This window comes from Arthrobacter sp. SW1 (assembly GCF_001766675.1).
Classification (GTDB): domain Bacteria; phylum Actinomycetota; class Actinomycetes; order Actinomycetales; family Micrococcaceae; genus Arthrobacter.
Window position 1 is genome coordinate 91,520 of sequence record NZ_MJLT01000069.1, and the last position, 24,097, is coordinate 115,616.

Sequence of the window (24,097 nt, forward strand, 5' to 3'; positions counted from 1 at the left end):
GCACACTTAAATTCATCACGTGTTGAATTCGCGGCCGGCCACGACCCGGCCGTTCACGGCCACTGGGGAGGTCCCGTGCACCAGCCGGATACACAGACAGAAACCACAACATGCGTCATCGCGGGCGGCGGTCCCGCGGGGATCATGCTCGGCCTCCTTTTGGCGCGGGCCGGCGTCGAGGTCACCGTCCTCGAAAAACACGCCGACTTCCTCCGCGACTTCCGCGGCGACACCGTCCACGCCTCCACCATCCGGCTCCTGGACGAACTCGGCCTCGGCGACGGCTTCCGCGCCTTGCCGCAGAACAAGCTGGGGAACTTCCGGCTGCCCACGCCACGCGGCGAAGTGACCCTTGCCGATTTCGACCGCCTCAACCCGCCCTACGACTACGTGGCCATGGTCCCCCAGTGGGACCTCCTGAATTTCCTGACGGCGGCCGCCGAAGAAGAGCCCTGCTTCACCCTCCGGATGAACACCGAAGCCACCGGCCTGCTGCACGGCGCCAACGACGGCGGCCGGGTCACCGGCGTCTCCTACCGCACCCGTGACCCCGAAACGGGAGCCGAAACCGGCACCGGAGCCATCCTGGCCGATCTCACCGTGGCCTGCGACGGCCGCGGCTCGGTGCTGCGCCACGCCGCCGGGCTGGTGCCACAGGAGTTCCCCGTGCCGTTCGATACGTGGTGGTTCCGGCTCTCGCGCAGCGAGGACGAGCAGGCGCAGATCTCCACCTTGGTGCCGCGATTCGCCGGGAGCGAGGTCCTCCTCAGCCTGACCCGCCGGGAGTTCTACCAAATCGCCTACTTCGCCGAAAAGGGCAAGGATCCGCAGCTGCGGGCCGAGGGCGTGGAGAGTTTCAGGCAGCGCGTGGCCCGGCTTCGCCCGGACTTGGCGGACCGGGTGGGCGAAATCCGCTCCATGGACGATCTGCACCTGCTGGACGTGAAGCTGAACCGCATCAGCCGCTGGCACAAACCGGGCCTGTTGCTGATCGGCGACGCCGCGCACGCCATGTCCCCGGCCGGCGGCGTGGGCATCAACCTGGCCATCCAGGACGCCGTGGCTGCAGCGGCCCGCCTCGCCGGACCGCTGCTGCGCGGAACGCTCAGCGAGCAGGACCTCGCGGCCGTCCAGCGCCGTCGTTGGTTCCCCACGGTGGTCCTGCAGGCCATCCAGCGCGGACTCCACAAGGTCATCTTCGGCCCGGCCGTGTCCGGCGAGGCGAGCGGGCCGCCGTCGCCCCTTGTCTTCCTGGTGCGGCACGTCCCGGCGCTGCGCAAGCTGCCGGCGCTGCTGATCGCCTTCGGTCCGCGGCCGGAGCACGCTCCGGAGTTCGCCCGACGGCGGCAGTCGGCCGTGCGGTGAGGCGCCGCCGCAGGCTTGTTGACTGACAATTCTTGACCTGCCTAACGTCTGCCTTGAGCTTGTTGCTCGGGGAATTCGTACTAGGGGGGCAGATTCCGCCATGCAGCCATCCACCAGAGACGCCGTACCGGAGCAGTCTGTTTCCTCCCCGCCCGTGAATGGCGGCGCCTGGTTCCGGGCCTTCCTGCTCAGGCTGCATTTCTATGCCGGAATCCTGGCGGCGCCCTTCCTCCTGATCGCTGCCGTGACTGGCGGCTTGTACGCCCTGACCCCGCAGCTGGAGAAGGTGCTGTACGCGCGGGAACTCCACGTTGATCCGGTGCCGGAGCCTTTGCCGTTGTCCGCCCAGGTGCGCTCCGCCGTCGAGCACATGGAGGGGGCGGCTCCGGTGTCCGTGCGGCCGGCGCCCGGGCCGGAGGACACCGCGAGGGTGCTGTTCGCGGACCCGTCGCTGGGTGAGTCTCAGTTCCGGACGATCTTCCTGGACCCCGGGAACGCTGAGATCCGCGGCGACTTGCCCAGCTACGGCGGGAGCGGTTCCCTGCCCCTGCGGACCTGGATCTCCAACCTTCACCGCTCGCTCAACCTCGGTGAGCCGGGCCGTATGTACAGCGAACTGGCGGCGTCCTGGCTGTGGCTTGTCGCCCTGGGCGGGCTGCTGCTCTGGCTGGACCGACGACGGCGGGAGCGCACCCGGGAGGGCACGCGCCAGGACCCGGTACGCCGGGCCACTTCCGGCAGGTCCCGGATTCTCCGGCTCCATGGCACCACCGGCGCCGTGCTGCTGGTGGCCTTCCTGTTCCTCTCCTCCAGCGGCCTGAGCTGGTCCGCCCGCGCAGGGGAGAACATCACGGCCCTCCGCGGCGCCCTCGGCTGGACCACGCCCACGGTTTCAACCGTCCTCCCCGGACACGATGCCGCGGACCATGGTGGCCACGGCGAACACTCCGGCCACGGTGGTGATGCCTCCGGGAATGCCGCGGTCCGCCCGGAAAGCTTCGACGAGGTGCTGCGCATCGCGCGGGCCGATGTCATCACCGCGCGCATGATCGACATCGCCGTCCCCACGGGTCCGCACAAGGCATGGACGGTGACCGAGGCCGGAAGGGAATGGTCGGCAACGGCGAGCGTGGTGGCCGTGGATCCCGCTGCGGGAACGGTGACCAGCCGCGCCGACTTCGATGATTTCGGGCCTGCCGCGAAGCTCACCCGCTGGGCGATCGCGGGCCATATGGGCCTGTTGTTTGGCCTGCCGAACCAGATATTCCTGTTCCTCGTGGCCACGGGCCTCTGCGCCATGATCGTGTGGGGCTACGTGATGTGGTGGAAGCGGCGGCCCACCAGGGGCAGCGCCTGGGCCTTCGGCCCCGCGCCGCGCGGTGGTTTCCTGAACGGTCCGCGGGCCGGCGTCCTTGCCGTGATTGCCCTGATGGTGGCGGTAGGGATCTTCCTGCCCCTACTGGGCTGGAGCCTGCTCGCGTTCGTCGCGCTGGACTGCGTGCTGGGGCTCATCAAACGACGGCGGCCGTCGCCTGTGAGGTGACCGGCCGTCGTCGGGGGCTTGCCCGCCGCGTGGGAAGATGGGGCGGTGGCCCATATTGACGTCTCCGGCATCGACTACTTCCTCTCCGACGGCACCCAGCTGCTCAACGGCGTGACCTTCAAGGTCCCGGACGGCAGCAAGACGGCGCTGATCGGGCCCAACGGAACGGGCAAGACCACCCTGTTCAAGATCATCGCCGGGGACATCACGCCGGACGAAGGCACCGTGGGACGTTCCGGCAGCATGGGCATCATGCGCCAGTTCGTGGGCCAGGTACGGGACGACTCCACCGTGCGTGACCTGCTGGTGTCCGCCGCGCCGCCCGCGCTCGCCGCCGCCGCGAAGGCCGTGGAGGACGCCGAGCTCGCCATGATGGAGCACGACGACGAACCCACCCAGATGCGCTACGCCCAGGCGATCGTGGACTGGGGAGATGCGGGCGGCTACGACGTCGAGACCGTCTGGGACGAGGTCTGCATGGCCGCGTTGGGGATTTCCTTCGACAAGGCCCAGCACCGCCGCGCCTCAAGCTTGTCCGGCGGCGAGCAGAAGCGCCTGGTCCTCGAAGCGCTCTTCGCCGGCCCGGATGACCTGCTGCTCCTCGACGAACCGGACAACTACCTGGATGTCCCCGGCAAGCGCTGGCTGGAAGGCAAGCTCAACGAGTCGAAGAAGACCGTGTTCTTCATCAGCCACGACCGTGAACTCCTCAACAACGCGGCGGGCAGGATCGTCACCCTGGAGCCGGGCATCAACGGCGCCGGCGCGTGGATCCATGGCGGCGGCTTCGGCACGTACGTGGAGGCCCGTGCGGACCGGAATGCCCGCTTCGAAGAACTGCGCAAGCGCTGGGACGAAGAGCACGTGAAGCTCAAGGAACTGGTCAACATGTACAAGACCAAGGCCGCGTTCCGCTCCGACATGGCCAACAAGTACCAGGCCGCCCAGACCCGCCTGGCCAAGTTCCTGGAAGCCGGCCCGCCCGAGGCCCTGCCGCTGGAGCAGAACGTGCAGATGCGCCTGCGCGGCGGCCGCACCGGCAAGCGTGCCGTGGTGGCGGAGAAGCTGGAACTCACCGGACTGATGAAGCCGTTCTCCACCGAGATCTGGTTCGGCGACCGCGTGGGCGTACTCGGTTCCAACGGTTCCGGGAAGAGCCATTTCCTGCGGCTGCTCGCCGCGGGCGGCACCGATCCAGAGCGCGAGCACCTGCCGGTGTCAGACGTCGAGATCGCCGAAGTGCCGCACGAAGGCACCGTGAAGCTCGGCGCCCGCATCCGGCCCGGTTTCTTCGCCCAGACGCACTCCAGGCCGGACCTGATGGGCCGCACCCTGCTGGACATCCTGCACCGCGGCGATGAGCACCGCTCCGGCCTGGGCCGCGAAGCCGCGTCCGGCGCCCTGGACTCCTACGGACTGGTGGGCTCCGCCGAGCAGAAGTATGAGTCCCTGTCCGGTGGCCAGCAGGCCCGTTTCCAGATCCTGCTGCTGCAGCTTTCCGGCGCCACGCTCCTGCTCCTGGACGAGCCCACGGACAACCTGGACCTGCACTCGGGAGAGGCCCTGGAACGCGCGATCGACGCCTTCGAAGGCACCGTCCTTGCCGTGACCCACGACCGCTGGTTCGCCAAGTCCTTCGACCGCTTCCTGGTATTCGGCTCGGACGGCAAGGTCTACGAATCCGCTGAGCCCGTGTGGGACGAAAGCCGGGTGGAGCGGGCGCGGTAGCGCCCTACACCCCGTACACCCGCAGTCGTTCTTCGGCGTAGCGGCCGCGCACTTCTGTGGCCCAGGCGGCGCCGGAGGGCGCGTGCACGGTGCCGTTAGGCGGCTCCCATGCGGGCGGTTCCGCGGCGCCGGAGAGCACCCAGGCGGCCTGCCGGGCCGCGCCCAGCGCCACGTGCTCCGTCGGTTTCGGAACGGAGACCTCGACGCCGAACAGTTCCGCGGCTGCCTCCCGCACCGCCCGGGAGCGGGCGGCACCACCGGTGAGCACCGCGCGTCGTACCGGCACCCCGGACGCGCGCAGGCGGTCCAGGGCCTCGGCCAGCGAACACAGCACGCCGAGCACCGCGGCCCGGGCCATGTTCTCGGCACCCAGATTGGCGAGGCGCATGCCACGCAGCGTGCCGGTGGCGCCGGGCAGGTCAGGGGTGCGTTCGCCGTCGAGATAGGGCAGCAGCACCAGCCCGCCCGCGTCCGGTGCGGCGTCCAAGGCCAGCCGGTCGAGCTCTTCCAGGGATCGGCCCAGCAGGCGCGCGGTGCCGTCCAGCACCCGCGCGGCGTTGAGCGTGCACAGCAGGGGCAGGCCCTTGCCGGTGGCGTCGGCGAATCCCGCGATCGCCCCGGAAGGATCAGGCCGGGACGAGGCGGCTGAGGCGAATACCGTGCCGCTGGTCCCGATGCTCACGGCCACGTCGCCCGGCCGCAGCCCCAAACCCAGTGCAGCCGCGGCGTTGTCCCCGCAGCCCGGCCCGAGCAGCGCCCCGCCGGACGTCTCGCCCGCGGCCTCCGCAGCTCCCAGTACCCGCGGCAGCTCGGGCACCCGGCCGAAGGCGTGCTCCAGGACATCGTGCCGGTAGCGGCCCTCCGGGACGGAGTAGTAGCCGGTACCGGAAGCGTCCGAGCGGTCCGTGACCGCCTCCACCGGCCGGCCCGCGAGCTGCCACGTCAGCCAGTCGTGCGGCAGCAGCACGCGTTCCACGCGATCTGCCAGCGACGGGCGCTCCTCGCGGAGCCACGCGAGTTTGGTGATGGTGAAGGAAGGGACCGGCACGACGCCGATCTCCCCCGCCCAGAATTCCTCGCCGAACGCTTCGCGCAGCCGGGCGGCCTGCGGGGCCGAGCGGGTGTCGTTCCACAGCAGTGCGTCCATCACCGGCTCGCCGTCGCGGTCCAAGGCGACCATGCCGTGCTGCTGCGCAGCAACCGAGACGGCCGCAGCCCCGGCAAGCAGGCCGCCGTCGTACGTTTCGCCGTCGTGGGTTCCATCGGAACCGGCGGCAGCGAGCAGGGCCTCCCGCCACGCAGAGGGGTCGACAGCGGTGCCATCCGGATGCGGGGCGCTCCCCTGCGCGAGGACCTTGCCGGTTTCGGCGTCCACGCGCAGGATCTTGGTGCTTTGCGTCGAGGAGTCGACGCCGATCACCTCGGTCACGGGCGTGCGGTTACCGGACCAACCACGGCCTTGAGTGATTCGGGCTCGCGGCGGGCCAGGGTGAGGGCCTCTTCGGTGTCCTCCAGGGCGAAGCGGTGGGTGATGACCGCGTCCGTACGGACCTGCCCTGAAGCGAGCAGCTCGAGCGCCGTGGGGTAGGTGTTGGCGTAGCGGAAGATGCCCGTGATGCTGAGCTCGCGGCCCTGGACGAGGGGCACGCTGAGCTGCACGGTATCCGCGCCCATGCCCACCAGGACGGCGCGGCCGGCGGGGGCCAGGGCGTTGATGCCGGCGGTCAGGGCGGCCTGGGCACCGGAGCATTCGATCAGTACGTCGAACTCCCCGGCCAGCGCTTCGTCCGCGCGGTGGGCGGCGAAGCCGAGCTCCCGGGCCGTGGCCAGGCGGAAGGCGTTCATGTCGGTCAGGGCCACGTGGGAGGCGCCGAAGGCCCGGGCCACCTGCGCGGCGAAGAGGCCCACGGGGCCGGCACCGGTCACCAGCACCCGGTCCCCCGGGCCGATTCCGGCCTTGCGCGCGGCCCACACGCCCACGGAAACCGGCTCGGCCATGGCGGCCTGCTCCAGCTCCAACCCGGCAGGGACAGGGTGGGCGAAGTCGGCGTCGATGGCCACGAACGCGGCGATCGATCCGTCCACCGGCGGGGTGGCGAAGAACTGCACGTCCGGGCACAGGTTGTAGCGCCCGTGCCGGCACTCATGGCAGCGTCGGCACGGCACTCCGGGCTCCAGGGCCACGGCCTGGCCCATGCGGGCTGGGTCCACGCCCTCGCCCGCCGCCACCACGGTGCCGGCCGACTCGTGGCCCACCACCATGGGCGCGTTGACCACGAAGTCGCCGATCCGGCCGTGCTCGTAGTAGTGCACATCCGAGCCGCAGATGCCGGTGGCCTCGACGCGCACCAGCACCTGCCCGGGCCCGGCGACCGGGACGGGGCGCTCCTCGATGCGCAGCTCGCCGGCGGCGTGCAGCACGGCTGAGGGGTTTTCCATGGGATTTCCTTTCAAGAACGGGGTTATTCGCCGGTGACGGCGCCCAGGGTCATGCCGGTCACCAGCCAGCGGCGGACGGCGATGCCGGCCAGGATCATCGGGAGTACCACGATGGTTCCGATGGCGGTCAGCTGGCCCCAGTCGACGCCGGTCTGCGTCACCAGCTGCGTGGCAGCGATCGGCAGGGTCTGCGAGTTGGGGCCGGAGATGATGGTGGCGAAGGCGTAGTCGTTCCACGCGAACACCAGGCACAGCACCGCCGTCGTCACCAGCCCGGCCTTGGACAGCGGCAGCGCCACGTGCCAGAACGCCTGCCACGGGGTGCAGCCGGCCACCCGGGCCGATTCCTCCAGCGAGGGCGGCACGCCGTCGAAGAACGCGCTCATGATCCACACGGCGAACGGCAGGTTGAAGCTGAGGTACGCCAGGATCAGGCCGGGCAGCGTGTCCACCAGTCCGGCCAGGCGGAACATCAGGAACAGCGGCAGCACCACGGCGGCGATCGGGGCCATGCGGGTGGAGATGAACCAGAAGGAGAGGGAGGCCTTGCCCTTCATCTTGGTCCGGGACAGGCCGTAGCCGCCCAGTGTTCCCAGCACCGTGGCGATCACGGAGGAGCCGACGGCGGCCACCACCGAGTGCAGCAGGTACGGGCTGAGGTTGTTGGCGCCGGTGAAGAGGCGCACGTAGTTCTCCAGGGTGGGCAGGAAGAAGAACACCGGATCCGGCGAGGTCACCTGCGCGGTGGACTTGAAGGAGCCCATCAGCATCCAGATCAGCGGAACGACGGTCCAGAGCACGACGGCGGCGAGGGCGGCCGTGCCCAGCACGCGGAGGGCGAGTGGAGACTTCATGACTGGGCTGCCTTTCCATTGAGGAGGCGGACGAAGAGGCGGGCGACGGCGATGGTGACGGCCAGCATCATGAGGCCGATCACCGCGGCGTAGCCGAGGTCGAAGAAGCGGAAGCCGGTTTCGAAGAGCCGCAGCGGCACGATCTTGGTGGCATCCGCCGGCCCGCCGTTGGTGGTGACGGTGATGATGTCGAAGTAGCGCACGGCGTCCATGGAGCGGATGAGCAGGGCCACCAGCAGGATCCCGGAGATGGAGGGCAGGATGACGTGGCGCAGGGTGGCCCAGCTGCCCGCGCCGTCCAGCGCCGCGGCTTCAAGCACGGACGGGTTCACGCTGGTGAGGCCGGCCAGGGCGATCAGCACGATCAGCGGTGTCCACTCCCACACGTCCATCAGCGTCACGGCGAGGAACGCCGTCGTCGGATTTCCCAGGACGTCCCCGCCGAAACCGAAGCCCCGCAGGAACCAGGCGTACAGCCCGAAGGTGGGGTCAACCAGGTAGCGGCCCAGCAGGCCCACGATGGACGGCGCCACGAACATCGGCAGCAGCACCAGCACCATGAGCGGGCCGCGGCCGCGGGTGACGCGGGAGATCAGCAGTGCGATGGCCAGGCCCAGCGCCATTTCGACGCCGAGCGTTCCCAGGAAGTAGCCGATGGTCAGGCCCCAGCTCTTCCACAGCTCGGGGTCGCCGAGTGCCCGGGCCCAGTTGTCCAGGCCCACCCATTCGAAGCGGACCCCGCCCAGCAGCCGCACGCGGCTGAAGCTCATGGCGATCAGCGCCACCAGCGGGACGATCGAGAGCAGGCCGAGCAACCCCACGCTCGGGGCCATGAGCCAGCCGGTGAAGCCGATGCGTTCCTTGCGCCTGGGGTTCCCGCCCGAAGCGCGTACGACGGCGGCGCGCTTGGCGGGTGCGTCGGTGCGGGTGGCGCTCATGCGGCCCACCCCCTGGCGACAATGCGGTCGATGCGGTCGGCGGCACGGTTCATGGCGTCCTTGGCGGTCTGCTGGCCCGCGAGCATGCGGGAAAGTTCGGTGAAGAGGGCGGTATCGCACTCGTTCCACATGGGGATCTTGGGGCGCAGGCCGATCCGTTCGGCCTCCCAGGCGGCGCCCACTGCCGTGGCGGTGAGCATGTTCGGCAGCGCGGAGGGGCGGTGCATGGCGGCCTTCGCCTCGGGCAGTTCGTAGAGGGAGTTCCGCGTGGGGGTTCCGCCGCCCACCTTGGACTTCAGGTTGGAGAGCTGGGTTCCCGGCGAGGTGGCCCAGTTGACGAAGAGCCAGGCAGCACCGCGGCGGGCGCCGGAGGAGTTGGCGCTGATGCCGATGCCCGTGCCGCCGTAGATGTTGGCCGAACGGTGCGGGCCGCGCGGCAGCGGCGCGTACTCCACCTTGCCGGGGAGCACGGATTCGTTCGAGGCGGCGTATTCGTGCCAGTTTGGGGCCATGGCGATCTGGCCGGCGCGCAGCGCCGTGCCCACGCCGTCCCAGTCCCAGCCGAGCGATCCGGGGTGTGCGATCGACACGAGCGAGCGGTAGAACTCAGCGGCCTCGACGGCGGCGGGCTCGCGCAGGAGGCAACGGCCCGGCGTCGTGCTTCCCTTGAGTCCCAGCTCCTGGCCGTTCTCGAAGTAGTCGCCGCCGTAGGACCACAGCACATTGGAGAAATCGCACATGAGCGAGTCGTGCTGCTTGGCCTGGTGGCCGGTTCCGTAGGGGACGTCGTCCACGCCGTTGAACCATTCGGCGATCTTCCGGTACTCCTCCCAGGTGCGCTCCGGGCCCGGGGTGGGATCGAAGCCGAGCTCGGCCTCCATGCGGCTGCGGTACTTGGCGAAGAGGTCGGCGCGGTACTGCCACACCATGGTTGGTGCGTCGTAGGGCAGCGCGTACACCTGGCCGCCGTCGCCGAAGGAACCCGCGGCGGCCAGCTGGGTGGGGACGAAGTCGCCCAGCCCGCCCTCCAGCGGTGGGTACGTACGGTCGTCGATGAACTCGCGCAGGTCTGCCAGGCCGTCGTGGTACGGGGCGAGGACCTGGTACGGATCGGCGTAGATGACGTCGTACTGGGCCTGGCCGCCGGCCATGTCCAGGGCCACGCGCTGCACCAGGGCCTGCAGTTCCAGGCTCACGATGTTCACCTTCACGCCCGTCAGCTGCGTGAATGGGGCCAGGTCCGCGGCGATCGCGGCGGTGGGGGCGGTGTTTTCGGAGATGACGTTGATTTCAGCGCCGGCGAAGCGGCGCCAGGGGTCGCCGCCGGTGGCGGCGGGAACGGGGGTGCGCGGGGCGGCGCAGGAACTCAGGAGCGTGCCCGCAGTGACGCCGGCCAAGGCGAAGAACCGCCTTCGCGGCAAGGGGCGGCCGAGGTGAGTATGCATCATTGCCTCTCGTGGTGGATGCCGGCGGCAGTGCCGGCCGGGCCGCGCAATTCTTTGCCGGGGCCCGCAGTTCAAGGGGAGTGGTATCCACCGTATGGCTGCCGGAACAACGGCGACTAGCGCCTTGGAGGGACAATTCCGATACTATTTTTCCGATTCGTGGCATCGGTCACAGGGAGGATTCCGTGAGCAGCACCATTTCGCCGGTCCGGAAGGACGCGGCCGACCTGGAGGTCATCCCGCAGGATCCGCGGTACTCCACGCGCTGGCACCGGCACGATTACCCCAGCCCGCTGGCCCGCTGGAACTTCCATCCCGAATACGAACTGCACCTGATCACCAGCACCTCCGGCCGCTACATCGTGGGCGATTCGGTGGGCCGTTTCGGCCCAGGGCAGCTGGTGCTCGTGGGCCCCGAAGTTCCGCATGATTGGATCAGCGACTTCGCTGCGGGGCGCTCCGGCGGCCGTGCGGGCGGCGGCCTCGCCGGACATCCCGACGGCGGCGATCCGGGCGGCGGCGAGGTGGCCGTCGGACGCGATGTGGTGCTGCAGTTCCATGACCGCTGGATCCGCGCCTGCCAGGGCCTGCTGCCTGAGCTGCGCTCGCTGGATACGCTGCTGGCCGCTTCGGTGCGCGGGATCGAATTCCTCGGGGACACCGCCGTCGAAGGCGCCAGGCTGCTTACCTCCCTGGGTGCGGCGGAGGGCGCCGGGCGGGTGGCGCGGACTTTCGAGCTGCTGCACCTGCTGGCCGACGCGCCCGCGGCCGAATGCCGCAGCCTGTCCGCGCCATGGAACCCCGCAACCCGCGACGCGCGGGCGCAGGATGTGGTGGGCGCGGCGCTGGACTACATCTTCGCGAACCTGCTGGGCGACGTCCGCCTCTCGGTGGCCGCGCGCACCGCGGGGATGTCCGACTCCGCGTTCTCCCGCTATTTCAAGACCGCCAGCGGCCAGACCTTCAGCGACATGGTCCGCAGGCTCCGCCTGGCGCACGCCTGCACGCTGCTGGACACTTCGGAGCTGAGCGTGGCCGACGTCGCGCAGGCCTCCGGCTACCGCAACCTCTCCAACTTCAACCGGCAATTCCGCGAGGAGTACGGCTGCACGCCGCTTGCGTACCGGAAGAGCGCGGCAGGATGACGCGATCATGTGTACGATCGTACGCATGACTGATTACTTCGCCGGAGATCCGCGCAGCAACCGCGAACGCATGCTCGCCGGTGACCTGTACATCGACGACGATCCCCACAGCGAAAAGGAAGCCCAGCGGGCCATGTCCCTGCAGGCAAAGTTCGCCGCCGCGTACCCGGAAGACCCGCTGGGATCGCAGGCCATCCTGAAGGAATTCCTGGGCAGTGTGGGCGAAGACGTCCACATCAAGGCGCCGATATATGTCGATTACGGAACATATATTTCCGTGGGTGCCCGGACGTTCATCAACTACAACCTCACGGCCTTGGACGTCGCCGCCATCACCATCGGCGAGGACTGCCAGATCGGCCCGAATGTCCAGCTGCTCACGCCCACGCATCCCATCGAACCGCAGCCCCGCCGCGACCGCCTCGAGGGGGCACAGCCCATCACCATCAGGGACAACGTGTGGCTGGGCGGCGGTGCGATCGTGCTCCCGGGCGTCACCATCGGCGAGAACTCGGTGATCGGCGCCGGCGCAGTGGTCACCAAGGATGTGCCTGCCAACTGCGTGGCGGTGGGCAATCCGGCCCGCGTCATCAAGGAAATCTGAGCCGGTGGCCACCCGCCGCTTCGATCCCGAGCGCCGGGACAGGATCATCGGCGCCGCCCTGGACGTGATCGCGGCCGAGGGTGTCGCCGGAGCCTCGCACCGGAAGATCGCCGCCCACGCCGGGGTCCCCCTCGGCTCCATGAGCTATCACTTCAACGGCATGGACGAGCTGCTCGCCGAGGCCTTCACCCGCTTCGGCACCTCCATCTCGGACCGTTTCGACGAACGCTTGGGCCGGGCCGAAGGGATCGACGCCGCCCGGCAGGCCGTGGTGGACTTGATCCACGAGGACCTCCTGGACTCGCAACGCGAACTTGTCCTCACCCACGAGCTCTACACGCTGGCGGCACGGAAGCCGGCCTTCCGCCGGATCACCCGCGACTGGATGGCACGCAGCCGGCGCGCGCTCGGTTTGCATTTCGACGCCGAAACCTGCCGCATGCTGGACGCCCTGATCGAAGGCCTCTCCATCCACGCCGCCCTTGACGCCGAACCCGGCCCCGGGCTTCCCGACTCCGCCCCGCACAGCCGCGAACGCACCGCCGAAGCGGTGGCCCGCATTACCGCCGTACCTCCCCGAACCGCATCCTCGCCAACCACGGAAGCCCCGAAGCCATGACCCTCACCACCAGCACCAACGTCCGGGCCGCCGCCGCGGCCACCTTCCTGGTCTTCGGCATGAACGGCCTGGTCTTCGCCAGCTGGGCCGCGCGCATCCCGGCGGTCGCCGAGCTCCTGCAGCTCGGCTCGGGACAGATCGGTTCGCTGCTGCTCTGCATCGCCGTCGGCTCCCTGGTCGCCCTGCCCTCCAGCGGCTGGGCGATCGCCAGGATCGGCACCGCCAACGCCGTCCGCTACGCGGGCCTGCTGCTCGGCGCTGCGGGAGTTGGCGTGGCGCTGTCGCTCATGGCCGCCGCCGTGGTGCCCACGGCCATCTGCCTCTTCTTCCTGGGCATGGGCGTCGGCTTCTGGGACGTGGCGCAGAATATCGAGGGCGCCGACGTCGAACACCGCCTCGGCCGCACCATCATGCCGCAGTTCCACGCCGCGTTCAGCGGCGGCGCCTTCCTGGGCGCGCTCATCGGCGCCGGACTCTCCCAGCTGGGCGTCGGCCTGCCCGAGCACCTTCTGGTGATTGCCGCCGTCGCCGTGGCCCTGGCACTGACCGCGCCGCGATACTTCATCCCGCATGTCGCCGCGCACACCGAGCCCGACAGCGGTGCTGCCGCCGCCAAGGGTTCCTCCGCCTGGCGGGACGGCCGCACCTTGCTGATCGGCGTCGTCGTGCTCGGCGCCACCCTCACGGAAGGCGCGGGCAACGACTGGATCGCGAAGGCCGCCGTCGACGGCCTGCATGCCAGCAAATCCACCGGCGCCCTGCTGTTCGCGCTGTTCGTGGCAGCCATGACGCTCATGCGCTTCTTCGGTGCCCGTGCGATCGACCGCTTCGGCCGCGTGGCCGTGCTGCGCGCCAGCATGGGTGCCGCCGCAGTGGGCCTGGCGTTGTTTGTCTTCGCGGGGAACATCGTGCTGGCCGGAATCGGGGCGGGCCTGTGGGGCATCGGCGCGGCCCTGGCTTTCCCGATGGGCATGTCCGCTGCCGCCGACGATCCGAAGCACGCGGCGGCCCGGGTGTCCGTTGTGTCCACGATCGGCTACGTGGCGTTCCTCGCCGGCCCGCCGCTGCTGGGTTTCCTGGGCGACCACACCGGCATCCGGGTTGCGCTGCTGGCTATCGGTGCGCCGATCCTGCTGGCCCTGCTCCTTGCCGGCGCCGCGAAACCCTTGCCTTCCAAGTAAGGATCTTCCGGGCGTCAGTATTCTCCAGGAGGCATGCTTCCTGGACCGGCAGCCACAGCAGCAGTACCACCGCGGTGGCCAGGCATGCTCCGCCGACCACATCGCTGAGCCAATGCGCCGCAAGGTAGGTGCGGCTGAGCATCATCGCCACCGCGCCCAATGCCGCGAGAAGCCAGGTCCAAGCCCGGCCAATCAGCAGCGCCGAGGCCACCACGAACGCAGCCGTGCTCGAAGCATGCCCCGAGGGGTATGAATACGTTTCGGTGAAAACCCCGGCGTCCAAGGGCCTCGGTCGCTGGATAACGACCTTGAGGACCTGGACCAGGAGGGTCACCACCACGCCTGCCACCACGCTGAAGAGCGCCATCTTCGGACGACGCCGGACCAGCAGCACCGCGCCCAGCAGGGCATGGAACACGAACATGCCCGTGTAGCCCGCCCAGTTCAGCACCAGGTTCACGGCATCCCAGAAGGGGTTGCGGGCGCCGAGCATGGCGTCATGCCACGCGGTGTCCGAGGGCTGGAACGGTGGGTTTTGAGGACCCTGCAGCAGGAAGCCGGCGAAGACCGCGGCGATGGCGAGCAGGACGATGGCGGCGGCGATGGTCACGCCCGGACTGAGTCTGCGCGGCTGAAGGCTCCCCATCCGTCCATCCTAGGAGGAGCAAGGATCCTAGGAGGAGCAAGGCCGCTGCCATCCCATAGAGTCGGTCCATGAGCACGCGCAATCCTTCGAAAGTCGCGCTCGTGACGGGCGTCGGGAGGCGCCGCTCGATCGCGGCACGCCTCGCAACAGGCCTGGCACAGGACGGCTGGAACCTCGTCCTCAACTACTGGCAGCCCTACGATGAGCGCCTCGGCATGGTGCGGGACGCCGGCGATCCTGAGGCGATCGCCGCGGAATGCCGGGAAGCCGGCGCCACGGTCCGGCTTGTTCCGGGCGACCTGGGCGATCCGGCGGTGCCAGCCGAGCTGATCCGCGAGGCGCAGGCCCTGGGCCCCGTCACCGGGCTCGTCCTCTCGCATGCGGAATCCGTGGACAGTTCGATCCTGACGACGAGCCTTGAAAGCTGGGACCGCCACTTCGCCGTGAACACACGTGCCAGCTGGCTCCTCATCAAGGCGTTCGCCGGGCAGCTGCCCGAGCCATCCGCGCCCGGCGAGGTGGGTGGACGGATCGTCGCGTTGACGAGCGACCACACCGTGCACAATCTTCCCTACGGGGCCAGCAAGGGTGCGCTCGACCGCCTCGTCACGGCGGCCGCCGTCGAACTGGCAGGCCGCGGAGTCCGGGCCAACGTGGTGAACCCGGGTCCGATCGACAACGGGTGGATGGACGACGCAACCCGCAGCTGGTTGACCGAAGCGACCCCCGCCGGACGCCTTGGCACGGCCGAGGACACGGCGAACCTGGTGCGGTTCCTCTTTTCCGAAGCGGGGTCCTGGATCAACGGCCAGCTCCTGCATAGCAACGGCGGCTTCAAGGCCGGCTGAGGGCGGCGGGATGTCGCCCGGAGTGCGGCAGGCTCTGCCGCGTCCAGCCAAGCCGGGTACCGTGTCCCCATGGCCACCATTCCGCGCGGAGCATTCCTCAGCCACGCCACCCGGCTGAGCCGTGCCGCCCTGACCCCTGCCGCCCTGACTACCGCCGCCGTCCGCCGCGGTCCGGGCCGGGTCGCCGACTTCGACCGAGCGCTGCTCCGCCGGATTTCGCGCTGGCCGCACGGCAACCACGATGCCTTCTTCCGAAACCTCTCCGCCTCGGCCACCAAGGGCAAGCTGTGGTTCGCGGTGGCCGGCGCGATGGCAACAGTGCCCGGAAAGCCCCGCCGCGCCGCCGTCCATGGCCTCCTCGCGCTGGGTGTCGCCTCCGCTGTCACCAACCTCGGCTTCAAGACCCTCCTTCCGCGGGCCCGGCCCTTGCCTGAGCACCTGCCCGTCTTCCGTTTCGTCCACCCGCAGCCGCTCAGTTCCTCCATGCCGTCCGGGCATTCTGCCTCCGCCGTTGCCTTCACCCTGGGCGCCGCGTTCGTGCACCCCGCCCTCGGCGCACTGCTGGCTCCGGTGGCGGCCGGCGTCGCCTATTCGCGCGTCCATACCGGCGCGCACTGGCCCTCGGACGTGGTGTTCGGCTCGGCGATCGGTGCCGGCGCGGCACTCCTGACCCGCCGCTGGTGGCCGGAACGCGAGGCGCAGCCGGAGCCGCGCCGTAGTCCGGAAACCCTGGCGAAGATCGACGACGGCGCCGGGCTGGCGATCGTGGTCAACGTCAAGGGAGGCTCCTACTCGCCTGAGACCGGAGACCTCCTGCGCGAAGCATTCCCCCAAGCGCATATTTTCGAGGTCGACGGCGAAGACCTCGCCGCCGTCGTCGAGGACGCCGCCACGCGGCCGGGAACCAAAGCCCTGGGCGTGTGGGGCGGCGACGGAACCGTAGGCACCGCGGCCGCGTCCGCCGTCGTGCATGGACTCCCGCTGCTGGTGCTGCCCGGCGGAACGCTCAACCACTTCGCCCGCGACGCCGGCATCAGCACCCTCGAGGACGCCACCGCGGCCGCGGAGGCGGGCAGCGGAATGCGGGTGGACCTGGCCCGGGTGACGGTGGGGCGCGGGCAGGAAGGAACGGACGAGGTCCGCGATATCGCCATGCTCAACACGGCCAGCATCGGCGTGTATCCCAATCTGGTGCGCCGCCGCGAACGCCTGCAGGGTGCGCTCGGCAAGCCGCTCGCCGGGCTGATCGCGGGGCTGCGGACCTTCGCGGCGGCCTCGCCCACCACCTTGATGATCGACGGCGTCCGGCACCGGATCTGGATCCTGTACCTGGGCCGCGGGCGCTATTACCCGCGGGACCTCGCGCCGCTGGCCCGCCCCGTGATGGACGACGGCGTGCTGGATGTCCGCATAGTCACCGCGGACGAACCCTTCGCCCGGCTCCGCCTGCTGTGGGCGGTCCTCACCGGAACCGCGGGAAGCTCCAAGGTGACGCATCTGCGCGAGGCCACCCGGCTCAGCGTCGAGGCGGTCGGCCCACCGCTCGTCCTGGCGGTCGACGGCGAACCCCTCGCCGGGGTGCGCACCGCCGGCTTCCTTGTGCGGCCGGGCCGCCTCCGCGTGTACTCGCCGTCGGCACCCCAGATGGAAAACGCTCCGGATCATCCATGAGGACTACCCTGACCGGACCCTGAATCATCCCTGGGACAGGCGAATCGCGGGCCGGGTGTGGCTAGCGTAGTAGGTACCGTCAAACACCCAGCGTCAGCGAAGGGGAAGGAACGCTTCCATGATCGAGGCAACAGGGCTGCGAAAGGTCTACGGCGAGAAAACCGCCGTCGACGGCGTCAGCTTCACCGTCCAGCCCGGAAAGGTCACGGGCTTCCTGGGCCCCAACGGCGCCGGGAAATCCACCACCATGCGCATGATCATGGGCTTGGACCGGCCCACCGCCGGCCATGTCACGGTCAACGGCCTGCCGTACGCCAAGCACAAGGCCCCGTTGCACCAGGTGGGCGCCCTGCTCGACGCGAAGGCCGTGCACACCAGCCGCAGTGCCTACAACCACCTGCGCGCCATGGCCGCCACGCACGGCATCCCGAAGAAGCGCATTGACGAGGTCATCGACATGACCGGACTCAGCGCCGTCGCGAAGAAGAAGGCCGGCGGATTTTCGCTCGGCATGGGGCAGCGCCTGGGCATCGCCAACGCGCTCCTCGGCGATCCGCAGACCCTCATCCTGGACGAACCCGTCAACGGCCTCGATCCCGAAGGCGTGCAGTGGGTCCGTAACCTGGCCCGGTATCTCGCCCGCGAAGGTAAGACCGTGTTCATCTCCAGCCACCTGATGTCGGAGATGGCGCAGACGGCGGACCACCTGATCGTCATCGGCCGCGGCCGGATCATCGCGGACACCACCGTGGACGCCCTGATCGAAAGCCAGACCCGCAAGCGCACCCTGGTCCGCACCCCGGACACCTCCCGGCTGGGCGTACTCCTGGCCGGCGAAGGCGTGCGCGTGGACCAGAACGAGCCCGAAACCCTGGAAGTCTCCGGCATCGACCCCCGCCGGATCGCCGAACTGGCCCTGGAACACCGCGTGCTGATCTACGAACTCACGCCGCTGACCTCCTCGCTTGAGGAAGCCTACTTCCAGCTGACCCGGGACGAGGTGGAGTACCACTCGCACCTGGAGTCCGGCACCGGCGCACCTGGAAACCGCGGCGGCCCCGCTGCGCCGGGCGCCCCCGGCAACCCCGCACTCTCCGCCCCCGCGGCCACCATGGAAGGAACCCGGCGATGAGGACCGCAACCGTATCCCGCAAGGCCGCGGCCTCCTCCGCCGCCGGCCACGGCGTCAATTTCCTGCGCGTTCTGGACTCGGAATTCATCAAGTTCCGCACGCTCATGAGCACCAAGATCCTGTTGGCTTGCACGGCCCTGGTCATGGTCGGTTTCGCGGCACTTTCAGCGTGGGGCACGGGACAGTTTGCCGACGCCGCCGCACAGGATCCGGAGGCTGCCGCAGCCATGGCGGCGCAGGGCGGCGACCTTGCGATCACCGTACCGACCTCCGGTATTGCGTTTGCCCAGTTGATCCTGGGTTCACTCGGCGTGCTGCTGATGAGCTCTGAATTCACCACCGGCATGGCCCGTTCCACCTTCGCAGCGGTTCCCCGGCGCACCCAGCCGTTCCTCGCCAAGTTGGCGGTGGTGGCCGTAGCGTCCTTCATCCTGACTGCTGTTTCCACCTACATTGCGGGCTTGGTTTCACTTCCCATCCTGGACAGCTTTGATTTGAAGCTGGACCTTGGCAGCCAGCAGTCCATCAAGCTGCTGATCGTCAACAGCATCTATGTTGCGGCTGTGGCAGCCATCGGCATGTCCCTTGGCAGCCTGCTCCGCAATTCCGCGGGCGGCATCATGAGCCTGGTGGGCCTGTTCTTCGTCGCCCCGATCGCCTTCCAGCTGATCCCCGGCGAGTTCTTCGAGGAGGCCCGCAAATACCTGCCGGGCAACACGATCAACCCGCTCACCGCCGTCGAACATGTTCCGGACACCCTGGAGGCCTGGCAGGCCGCCTTGGTGCTGGGCGCCTGGGTTGTTGTCCCGGTTGTCCTGGCCATGTTCGTCCTGAAGAAGCGGGACGTTTGATCCGCGCTGTATTTGCACCGTCGCCCTCCGAGGTCGCCGGAACGCTGCGGGGTCGCTGGAACTTTCCGGCGACCCCGCAGCTCTCCCGCGAACCCGGGCTGGACTTTGGCAGGACCGTTGCCGGGCTCGCCGGGCTAGGCTCAAGCCATGAGTGAGGAAGCCCCGGTAAAGGACGCCCCCGCCGCCGAGGCTTCCTTCGCCGAGATCACGGCCCGCCGGCGCGGCCGCATCCGCCGCTACTTCTTCGAGCACCCGCGCGCCATGGATGCCGTGGTGGTGCTGTGCTACCTGCTCCTGGCCCTGGCTACCTTCATCAATGCACTGGTGGAGGGAAAGTGGCTTGCTGCAGCCCTGTTGCTGGCCACGGCGGGGGTGCTGTTCCTGCGCCGCCACTATCCGCTCATGGTGACAGCCGCCGTCGCGGTCCTGGAAGTATCGGTCACCCTCCTGAGTCCGTGGGGCACCAACGGTTCGGCCGGTTTGTGGTTCGCCCTGTATGCCGTTGCCGTAGTGAAGCCACGCACGCAGGCCTTGGTGGTTGCCGGAGCGGCGACCCTGCCACTCGCCTTGCTTTACCTTTTCATGTGGACCACGCCGCAAAGCGCGCGCGACCTCCAGGAACTGCCGGAGAACTACCAGCTCATCAGCAACATCGCCACCGCGGCCACAATCATGGCGGCCAGCCTGATCGCCACCGGCATCGGCATCTCCGTGCGGCAGCGCCGCGAGCACGAGGCCGAAATCCGCGCCTGGGCGGCCCGCACCGCACAGCTGGGGTCCGTGACGGAACGGAACCGGATCGCACGGGAGATGCACGACGTCGTCGCGCACTCGCTCACGGTGATGGTCAGCCTGTCGGACGGCGCCGCCGTCGTGGTCCGGAAGGATCCCGAACGCGCCGCCGAGGTGCTCGGCGAACTGTCCCGCACCGGGCGCACCGCGCTCGCGGACATGCGCCGCGTCCTCGGGGTGCTGCGCGACGATTCCGGCCGCCCCGCGCCGCTGGTCCCCGCCGATTCCGGGGACCTCGCCACCTTGCTGGAAGGCTTCCGCACGGCCGGGTTGCCGCTGCACTTTTCGCACACCGGCCCGGCCCTGCCGGATGACCCGGCGTTCCGGCTCACGGTGTTCCGGATCGTGCAGGAATCGCTGACCAACGTGCTGCGGTACGGCCGCTCGCCCGGCCTGGTGGAGGTGCGCGTGCTGCGGGACGGCGACCGGGTCACCATTGACGTGCTCGACGACGGCCGCGAACCGCGCGATTCCCGCGAGGTTTCCGTTGGGGGAAGCGGAGCTGTGGGAACCGGGCAGGGCATCAACGGAATGCGGGAACGGGCGCGGATCTACGCGGGAACCGTGGACGCAGGGCCCGGGCCGAACGGTGGCTGGCGGGTGCGTGCTGAATTGAACTGGAACGGCGATAAGGGGAAGCCATGACCGGAGACGGAACGATCAAAGTGCTGCTGGTGGACGACCAGCCGCTGCTTCGCATGGGCTTCCGGCTCATCCTGGAGGGCGAGGACGACGTCGAGGTGGTGGGCGAGGCCTCCGACGGCAACGACGCCCTGGCCCAGGCCGAGGCGCTGCAGCCGGACGTGATCCTCATGGACGTCCGGATGCCGGGCATGGACGGGATCGAGGCCACCCGCCGCCTGAGTGCCGCCGATTGCGCCGCCCGGGTCATCATCCTCACCACCTTCGACTTGGACGAGTACGCCTTCGCCGGGCTGCAGGCGGGGGCTTCGGCGTTCCTGCTCAAGGACGTGGCGCCGGAGGAACTGGTGCACGCCGTCCGGCTGGTGGCCAGCGGGGACGCCGTGGTGGCGCCGCGGGTCACGCAGCGGCTGCTGGAAACCTACGTCCGCGGAGCCGGCCAGCACGCGGCCCCTGCGCCTCGGGACCCGCTGCTGGACGAACTCACCCCGCGCGAAACCGAGATGCTCCAGGCCATCGCGGAGGGCCTGTCCAATGCGGAGATCGCGCACAGGTTCTTCCTCTCCGAAGCCACCGTGAAAACCCACGTGCGCCGCATCCTCACCAAGCTGCACCTGCGGGACCGGGTACAGGTGGTGGTGTACGCCTACGAAAGCGGCCTGGTGGTGCCGAGCAACAACCCGGATTACTGAGGGGGCTTTTTGGGTCGGCCCGCGGCCTTGGGGCGGCTCACAGGGCCGCTTCCGGATTGGTCCTGCAGATCACGCGACGTCCGGGCCGCGAAACCCGCATTATCTGCAGGGCGAATGTCTGGGTGCCCGCGGGCAGCGATGATTGGTCCATGGGAATGTGGGCGGGCGAAGGCTCCGGCTTCGAGGTAACACCTCACGAGCTCTGTGCGGCGTTCCGCGAAATCTGGGAGAGCCGGAACGCAGGAAGCGCCGTCGTTGAGACGGACATCGTTGACCATGCTTTCGGCGAATCGCCGGTACACATGATCACGGTGTCGAGCCAGCCGCTCCTCAAGGTCTATTTTCCCAGCGCGGACACGGCATTCATTGAATACGCTTCCGATGGCCTTGCCGCACACAGTGAAGAAATTCTGATCACTTACAGGAACCGCGGGGAAATGGTTTCCGTACTTGAAGAACTCGCGCAACGTTGCCGCTGCGCTGTGACGACGCCGCCGGGCAGAACACGCTTCCTACTGATGCAACCCCGGATTCGTTTTGATTGCGGCGCTTCGTCACTTGTCCTCCTTGAGGACAACCACCGCGCCTAGCCTGTCCCTCACAGCCCCGCCACAGGAACCCCATGTACACGGCACAGGGCGGCGGGCTTCCATGGATCCATGACCACTTCAAGCAACGGCCCCGAAAACGGCCCCCACCCTGACCACGACCGCGGCCTAGAGTTCGACCTCTCCACCCTCCTGAGCCGCCGCCGCACCCTCGGTGTGCTCTTCGGCGGCGCAGCCACCGCGGCGCTCGCCGCCTGCACCCCGGCGGGAAGCGGCGGCACTCCAAGCGCCAGCACCTCAAGCAGCGCTGCCAGTACGACGGCGGCCGCGTCGCCGTCGTCGTCCGCCTCACCGTCGGCTTCCGCGTCCTCAGGCGTGACCCGGGCGTTTGCCGAGTGCGGCGTCGAGATCCCGCAGGAAACCGCCGGCCCGTACCCCGGCGACGGCTCGAACGGGCCCAACGTGCTGGAGGCCTCGGGCGTGGTACGGAAGGACATCACCTCCAGCTTCGGGACGTCGAGCACCAAGGCCGAGGGCGTTCCGCTCACCGTCACGCTCACCCTGCTGGACAACTCGAACGGCTGCGTGCCGCTGGCCGGTGCCGCCGTGTACGCCTGGCACTGCGACCGCGAGGGCCGCTACTCGCTTTACGATTCCGGTCTGGAGAACGAGAACTTCCTGCGCGGCGTCCAGGAGGCGGACGCCAACGGCCAGCTCACGTTCACCACGATCTTCCCCGGCGCGTACAACGGGCGCTGGCCGCACATCCACTTCGAGGTCTTCGAATCCCTCAGCAACGCCACCAGTGCAGGGCAGCTCCTGGCGGTCTCGCAGATCGCCCTGACGGACGCCGCCTGCCGGGATGTGTACGCCACCGCCGGCTACGAAACGAGCGCCCGGAACTTCCCCAACACCACGCTGCAATCGGACAACGTGTTCGGCGACGACGGCGGCGTTTACCAGCTGGCGGCGATGAGCGGCTCGGCGTCGGCGGGCTACACGGCCGCGCTCAATGTGACCATCTAGACTCGGAGCCATGCCTTTACATGCCACCGCACTAGAGCACATCCAGGACCTCGGCGAGTACGTTACCGCGTCGCCGTCGAGCTTCCACGCCGTCCACGAAGCCGCCCGCCGCCTCGACGCCGCAGGCTTCACCGGACTGGACGAAGCGGAGGCCTGGGGCAGCGCCCATGGCGCGTTCTACGTGATCCGCGACGGCGCGCTCATCGCCTGGGTGGTCCCGGAAGGCGCCGGCCCGGCCACGCCCTTCAACATCCTGGGCACGCACACGGATTCGCCGTCGTTCAAGCTCAAGCCCAAGCCCACCACGGGCAAGTTCGGCTGGCTGCAGGCCGGCGTCGAGGTGTACGGCGGGCCGCTGCTGAACTCCTGGCTGGACCGCGAGCTCCGCCTGGCCGGCCGGCTCGTCATGCTCGACGGCACCGAGCACCTCACCGCCACCGGTCCCCTGCTGCGCTTCCCGCAGCTGGCCATCCACCTGGACCGCGCCGTCAACGAGGGCCTGGCCCTGGGCAAGCAGCAGCACATGAATCCGGTGTTCGGCCTGGGCGACCCTGCCGCAGAGGACCTGCTCGGCGTGCTTGCCGCGGCGGTCTCCCCTGTCGGCGCGCACGACGACGGCTCAACGCCCGACGACGGCGGCGCGCCGGCCGCGGTGGACCCCGCCTTTGCTGTGGATCCGGCCCAGATCGGGGGTTACGACATTGTGGTTGCCGATACCCAGGCGCCCGCGGTATTCGGCGCGCGGAGCGAATTCTTCGCCTCCGGTCGCCTCGACAACCTCTCCTCCACCCACGCGGGCCTCGCTGCCCTGATCGCGCACGCCGCGGACGGAACCCAGGCAGGCGGCCCGATCGCCGTGCTCGCTGCCTTCGACCATGAGGAAATCGGTTCGGCCTCCCGCTCCGGCGCCTGCGGCCCGATCCTGGAAGACATCCTGACCCGCGTCTCCGACGGCCTGGGCGCCACGGTCAGCGAACGGCGGCAGGCCTTCGCCGCGTCGTTCTGTGTTTCCGCGGACGCCGGCCACGCCGTGCACCCCAACTATCCGGAACGCCACGACCCCGTCAACCGGCCCATCCTCAACGGCGGCCCGCTGCTGAAAATCAACGCCAACCAGCGCTACGCCACGGACGCCACCGGCGCGGCGTTCTGGGCCCGGCTCTCCGGCGAGGCCGGGGTGCCGTATCAGGAGTTCGTCTCCAACAACGACATCCCCTGCGGCTCCACCATCGGCCCGCTGACGGCTACGCGGCTGGGTATCCGGACCGTGGACGTCGGGATCCCGCTGCTGTCCATGCACTCCGCCCGCGAACTCTGCGGAACCGCGGATCCGCACTCGCTCGCAGTGGTGTCGGAGCTGTTCTTCCGGACGGCGGCGTAGGGCTCCC

At 69.3% G+C, this 24,097-nt stretch carries 22 protein-coding genes; 16 read left to right on the plus strand and 6 right to left on the minus strand.

Annotation, left to right across the window (positions count from 1 at the left end; translation table 11 throughout):
* Positions 1–75: 75 nt before the first annotated feature.
* From BIU82_RS18975 to BIU82_RS18985, 3 genes are all read left to right on the plus strand, one after another.
* On the plus strand, positions 76–1,365 hold the full coding sequence (locus BIU82_RS18975; protein ID WP_074466473.1) for an FAD-dependent oxidoreductase: 1,290 nt from the start codon (positions 76–78) through the stop codon (positions 1,363–1,365).
* Positions 1,366–1,465: 100 nt separating this feature from the next.
* Positions 1,466–2,908: a PepSY domain-containing protein gene (locus BIU82_RS18980; protein WP_070351023.1), complete on the plus strand. Its 1,443-nt coding sequence runs from the start codon at positions 1,466–1,468 to the stop codon at positions 2,906–2,908.
* A 45-nt stretch (positions 2,909–2,953) separates the two neighbouring features.
* On the plus strand, positions 2,954–4,636 hold the full coding sequence (locus BIU82_RS18985) for an ATP-binding cassette domain-containing protein (RefSeq protein WP_070351024.1): 1,683 nt from the start codon (positions 2,954–2,956) through the stop codon (positions 4,634–4,636).
* 4 nt (positions 4,637–4,640) lie between these two features.
* On the opposite strand, the gene BIU82_RS18990 is transcribed toward BIU82_RS18985, so the two are convergent.
* From BIU82_RS18990 to BIU82_RS19010, 5 genes are read right to left on the minus strand one after another with little or no spacing between them, the layout of a single operon-like run.
* Positions 4,641–6,065: an FGGY family carbohydrate kinase gene (locus BIU82_RS18990; RefSeq protein ID WP_070351025.1), complete on the minus strand. Its 1,425-nt coding sequence runs from the start codon at positions 6,063–6,065 to the stop codon at positions 4,641–4,643.
* A complete protein-coding gene (locus BIU82_RS18995) occupies positions 6,062–7,075 on the minus strand; it encodes an NAD(P)-dependent alcohol dehydrogenase (protein ID WP_070351026.1) in 1,014 nt (337 codons plus the stop codon). The genes BIU82_RS18990 and BIU82_RS18995 overlap by 4 nt, the downstream gene beginning before the upstream one ends.
* A gap of 23 nt (positions 7,076–7,098) precedes the next feature.
* On the minus strand, positions 7,099–7,929 hold the full coding sequence (locus BIU82_RS19000; protein ID WP_070351027.1) for a carbohydrate ABC transporter permease: 831 nt from the start codon (positions 7,927–7,929) through the stop codon (positions 7,099–7,101).
* Positions 7,926–8,867, minus strand: a complete 942-nt coding sequence (locus tag BIU82_RS19005) for a sugar ABC transporter permease (protein WP_171906591.1) — start codon at positions 8,865–8,867, stop codon at positions 7,926–7,928. The genes BIU82_RS19000 and BIU82_RS19005 overlap by 4 nt, the downstream gene beginning before the upstream one ends.
* Positions 8,864–10,264: a sugar ABC transporter substrate-binding protein gene (locus BIU82_RS19010; RefSeq protein ID WP_216099048.1), complete on the minus strand. Its 1,401-nt coding sequence runs from the start codon at positions 10,262–10,264 to the stop codon at positions 8,864–8,866. The genes BIU82_RS19005 and BIU82_RS19010 overlap by 4 nt, the downstream gene beginning before the upstream one ends.
* A gap of 233 nt (positions 10,265–10,497) precedes the next feature.
* Between BIU82_RS19010 and BIU82_RS19015 the strand changes: the two genes are divergently transcribed.
* Genes BIU82_RS19015 through BIU82_RS19030 form a run of 4 tightly spaced genes read left to right on the plus strand, consistent with a single transcriptional unit; the run spans position 10,498 to position 13,861 of the window.
* Positions 10,498–11,457, plus strand: coding sequence for an AraC family transcriptional regulator (locus BIU82_RS19015; RefSeq protein ID WP_070351030.1), 960 nt, complete (start codon positions 10,498–10,500; stop codon positions 11,455–11,457).
* 25 nt (positions 11,458–11,482) lie between these two features.
* The gene (locus BIU82_RS19020) at positions 11,483–12,061 is read left to right on the plus strand and encodes a sugar O-acetyltransferase (RefSeq protein ID WP_070351031.1); all 579 of its coding nucleotides are present in this window, start codon (positions 11,483–11,485) and stop codon (positions 12,059–12,061) included.
* Positions 12,062–12,065: 4 nt separating this feature from the next.
* Positions 12,066–12,680 (plus strand): TetR family transcriptional regulator, encoded by a 615-nt coding sequence (locus BIU82_RS19025; protein ID WP_070351032.1) that lies wholly within the window; start codon positions 12,066–12,068, stop codon positions 12,678–12,680.
* A complete protein-coding gene (locus BIU82_RS19030; protein ID WP_070351033.1) occupies positions 12,677–13,861 on the plus strand; it encodes an MFS transporter in 1,185 nt (394 codons plus the stop codon). The genes BIU82_RS19025 and BIU82_RS19030 overlap by 4 nt, the downstream gene beginning before the upstream one ends.
* On the opposite strand, the gene BIU82_RS19035 is transcribed toward BIU82_RS19030, so the two are convergent.
* Complete coding sequence (locus tag BIU82_RS19035; RefSeq protein ID WP_083292424.1) at positions 13,794–14,507, minus strand: phosphatase PAP2 family protein; 714 nt, start codon at positions 14,505–14,507, stop codon at positions 13,794–13,796. The two genes, BIU82_RS19030 and BIU82_RS19035, sit on opposite strands and share 68 nt — an antisense overlap.
* Positions 14,508–14,575: 68 nt before the next feature.
* Between BIU82_RS19035 and BIU82_RS19040 the strand changes: the two genes are divergently transcribed.
* The 9 genes from BIU82_RS19040 (at position 14,576) to BIU82_RS19080 (ending at position 24,090) form a co-directional block, all read left to right on the plus strand.
* Entirely contained in the window at positions 14,576–15,355 is a 780-nt protein-coding gene (locus BIU82_RS19040; RefSeq protein ID WP_070351035.1) for an SDR family oxidoreductase, read from the plus strand.
* Between the two features lie 69 nt (positions 15,356–15,424).
* Positions 15,425–17,026, plus strand: coding sequence for a bifunctional phosphatase PAP2/diacylglycerol kinase family protein (locus BIU82_RS19045; protein ID WP_083292425.1), 1,602 nt, complete (start codon positions 15,425–15,427; stop codon positions 17,024–17,026).
* Between the two features lie 118 nt (positions 17,027–17,144).
* A complete protein-coding gene (locus BIU82_RS19050) occupies positions 17,145–18,158 on the plus strand; it encodes an ABC transporter ATP-binding protein (protein WP_083292426.1) in 1,014 nt (337 codons plus the stop codon).
* The gene (locus BIU82_RS19055; RefSeq protein WP_070351036.1) at positions 18,155–19,009 is read left to right on the plus strand and encodes an ABC transporter permease subunit; all 855 of its coding nucleotides are present in this window, start codon (positions 18,155–18,157) and stop codon (positions 19,007–19,009) included. The genes BIU82_RS19050 and BIU82_RS19055 overlap by 4 nt, the downstream gene beginning before the upstream one ends.
* A gap of 147 nt (positions 19,010–19,156) precedes the next feature.
* A complete protein-coding gene (locus tag BIU82_RS19060; protein WP_070351037.1) occupies positions 19,157–20,446 on the plus strand; it encodes a histidine kinase in 1,290 nt (429 codons plus the stop codon).
* On the plus strand, positions 20,443–21,135 hold the full coding sequence (locus tag BIU82_RS19065; protein ID WP_070351038.1) for a response regulator transcription factor: 693 nt from the start codon (positions 20,443–20,445) through the stop codon (positions 21,133–21,135). Before BIU82_RS19060 ends, BIU82_RS19065 begins: the two co-directional genes overlap by 4 nt.
* Before the next feature lie 56 nt (positions 21,136–21,191).
* Complete coding sequence (locus tag BIU82_RS19070) at positions 21,192–21,725, plus strand: hypothetical protein (protein ID WP_171906592.1); 534 nt, start codon at positions 21,192–21,194, stop codon at positions 21,723–21,725.
* Between the two features lie 69 nt (positions 21,726–21,794).
* Positions 21,795–22,709: an intradiol ring-cleavage dioxygenase gene (locus BIU82_RS19075; RefSeq protein ID WP_070351040.1), complete on the plus strand. Its 915-nt coding sequence runs from the start codon at positions 21,795–21,797 to the stop codon at positions 22,707–22,709.
* A gap of 10 nt (positions 22,710–22,719) precedes the next feature.
* Positions 22,720–24,090 carry a M18 family aminopeptidase gene (locus BIU82_RS19080; protein ID WP_070351041.1) on the plus strand — a complete coding sequence of 457 codons (1,371 nt, stop codon included), beginning with the start codon at positions 22,720–22,722 and terminating at the stop codon, positions 24,088–24,090.
* The last annotated feature ends 7 nt before the right edge of the window (positions 24,091–24,097 follow it).

Excerpts from the sequence above, each read along its gene's own strand:
- BIU82_RS19075 (WP_070351040.1), top strand. The coding sequence starts at position 21,795 with ATGACCACTTCAAGCAACGGCCCCGAAAACGGCCCCCACCCTGACCAC.
- BIU82_RS19035 (WP_083292424.1), bottom strand. The coding sequence starts at position 14,507 with ATGGGGAGCCTTCAGCCGCGCAGACTCAGTCCGGGCGTGACCATCGCC.
- BIU82_RS19065 (WP_070351038.1), top strand. The coding sequence starts at position 20,443 with ATGACCGGAGACGGAACGATCAAAGTGCTGCTGGTGGACGACCAGCCG.
- BIU82_RS19080 (WP_070351041.1), top strand. The coding sequence starts at position 22,720 with ATGCCTTTACATGCCACCGCACTAGAGCACATCCAGGACCTCGGCGAG.
- BIU82_RS19000 (WP_070351027.1), bottom strand. The coding sequence starts at position 7,929 with ATGAAGTCTCCACTCGCCCTCCGCGTGCTGGGCACGGCCGCCCTCGCC.
- BIU82_RS19040 (WP_070351035.1), top strand. The coding sequence starts at position 14,576 with ATGAGCACGCGCAATCCTTCGAAAGTCGCGCTCGTGACGGGCGTCGGG.
- BIU82_RS19030 (WP_070351033.1), top strand. The coding sequence starts at position 12,677 with ATGACCCTCACCACCAGCACCAACGTCCGGGCCGCCGCCGCGGCCACC.
- BIU82_RS19045 (WP_083292425.1), top strand. The coding sequence starts at position 15,425 with ATGGCCACCATTCCGCGCGGAGCATTCCTCAGCCACGCCACCCGGCTG.
- BIU82_RS19050 (WP_083292426.1), top strand. The coding sequence starts at position 17,145 with ATGATCGAGGCAACAGGGCTGCGAAAGGTCTACGGCGAGAAAACCGCC.
- BIU82_RS19005 (WP_171906591.1), bottom strand. The coding sequence starts at position 8,867 with ATGAGCGCCACCCGCACCGACGCACCCGCCAAGCGCGCCGCCGTCGTA.
- BIU82_RS18980 (WP_070351023.1), top strand. The coding sequence starts at position 1,466 with ATGCAGCCATCCACCAGAGACGCCGTACCGGAGCAGTCTGTTTCCTCC.
- BIU82_RS19055 (WP_070351036.1), top strand. The coding sequence starts at position 18,155 with ATGAGGACCGCAACCGTATCCCGCAAGGCCGCGGCCTCCTCCGCCGCC.
- BIU82_RS19020 (WP_070351031.1), top strand. The coding sequence starts at position 11,483 with ATGACTGATTACTTCGCCGGAGATCCGCGCAGCAACCGCGAACGCATG.
- BIU82_RS18995 (WP_070351026.1), bottom strand. The coding sequence starts at position 7,075 with ATGGAAAACCCCTCAGCCGTGCTGCACGCCGCCGGCGAGCTGCGCATC.
- BIU82_RS19060 (WP_070351037.1), top strand. The coding sequence starts at position 19,157 with ATGAGTGAGGAAGCCCCGGTAAAGGACGCCCCCGCCGCCGAGGCTTCC.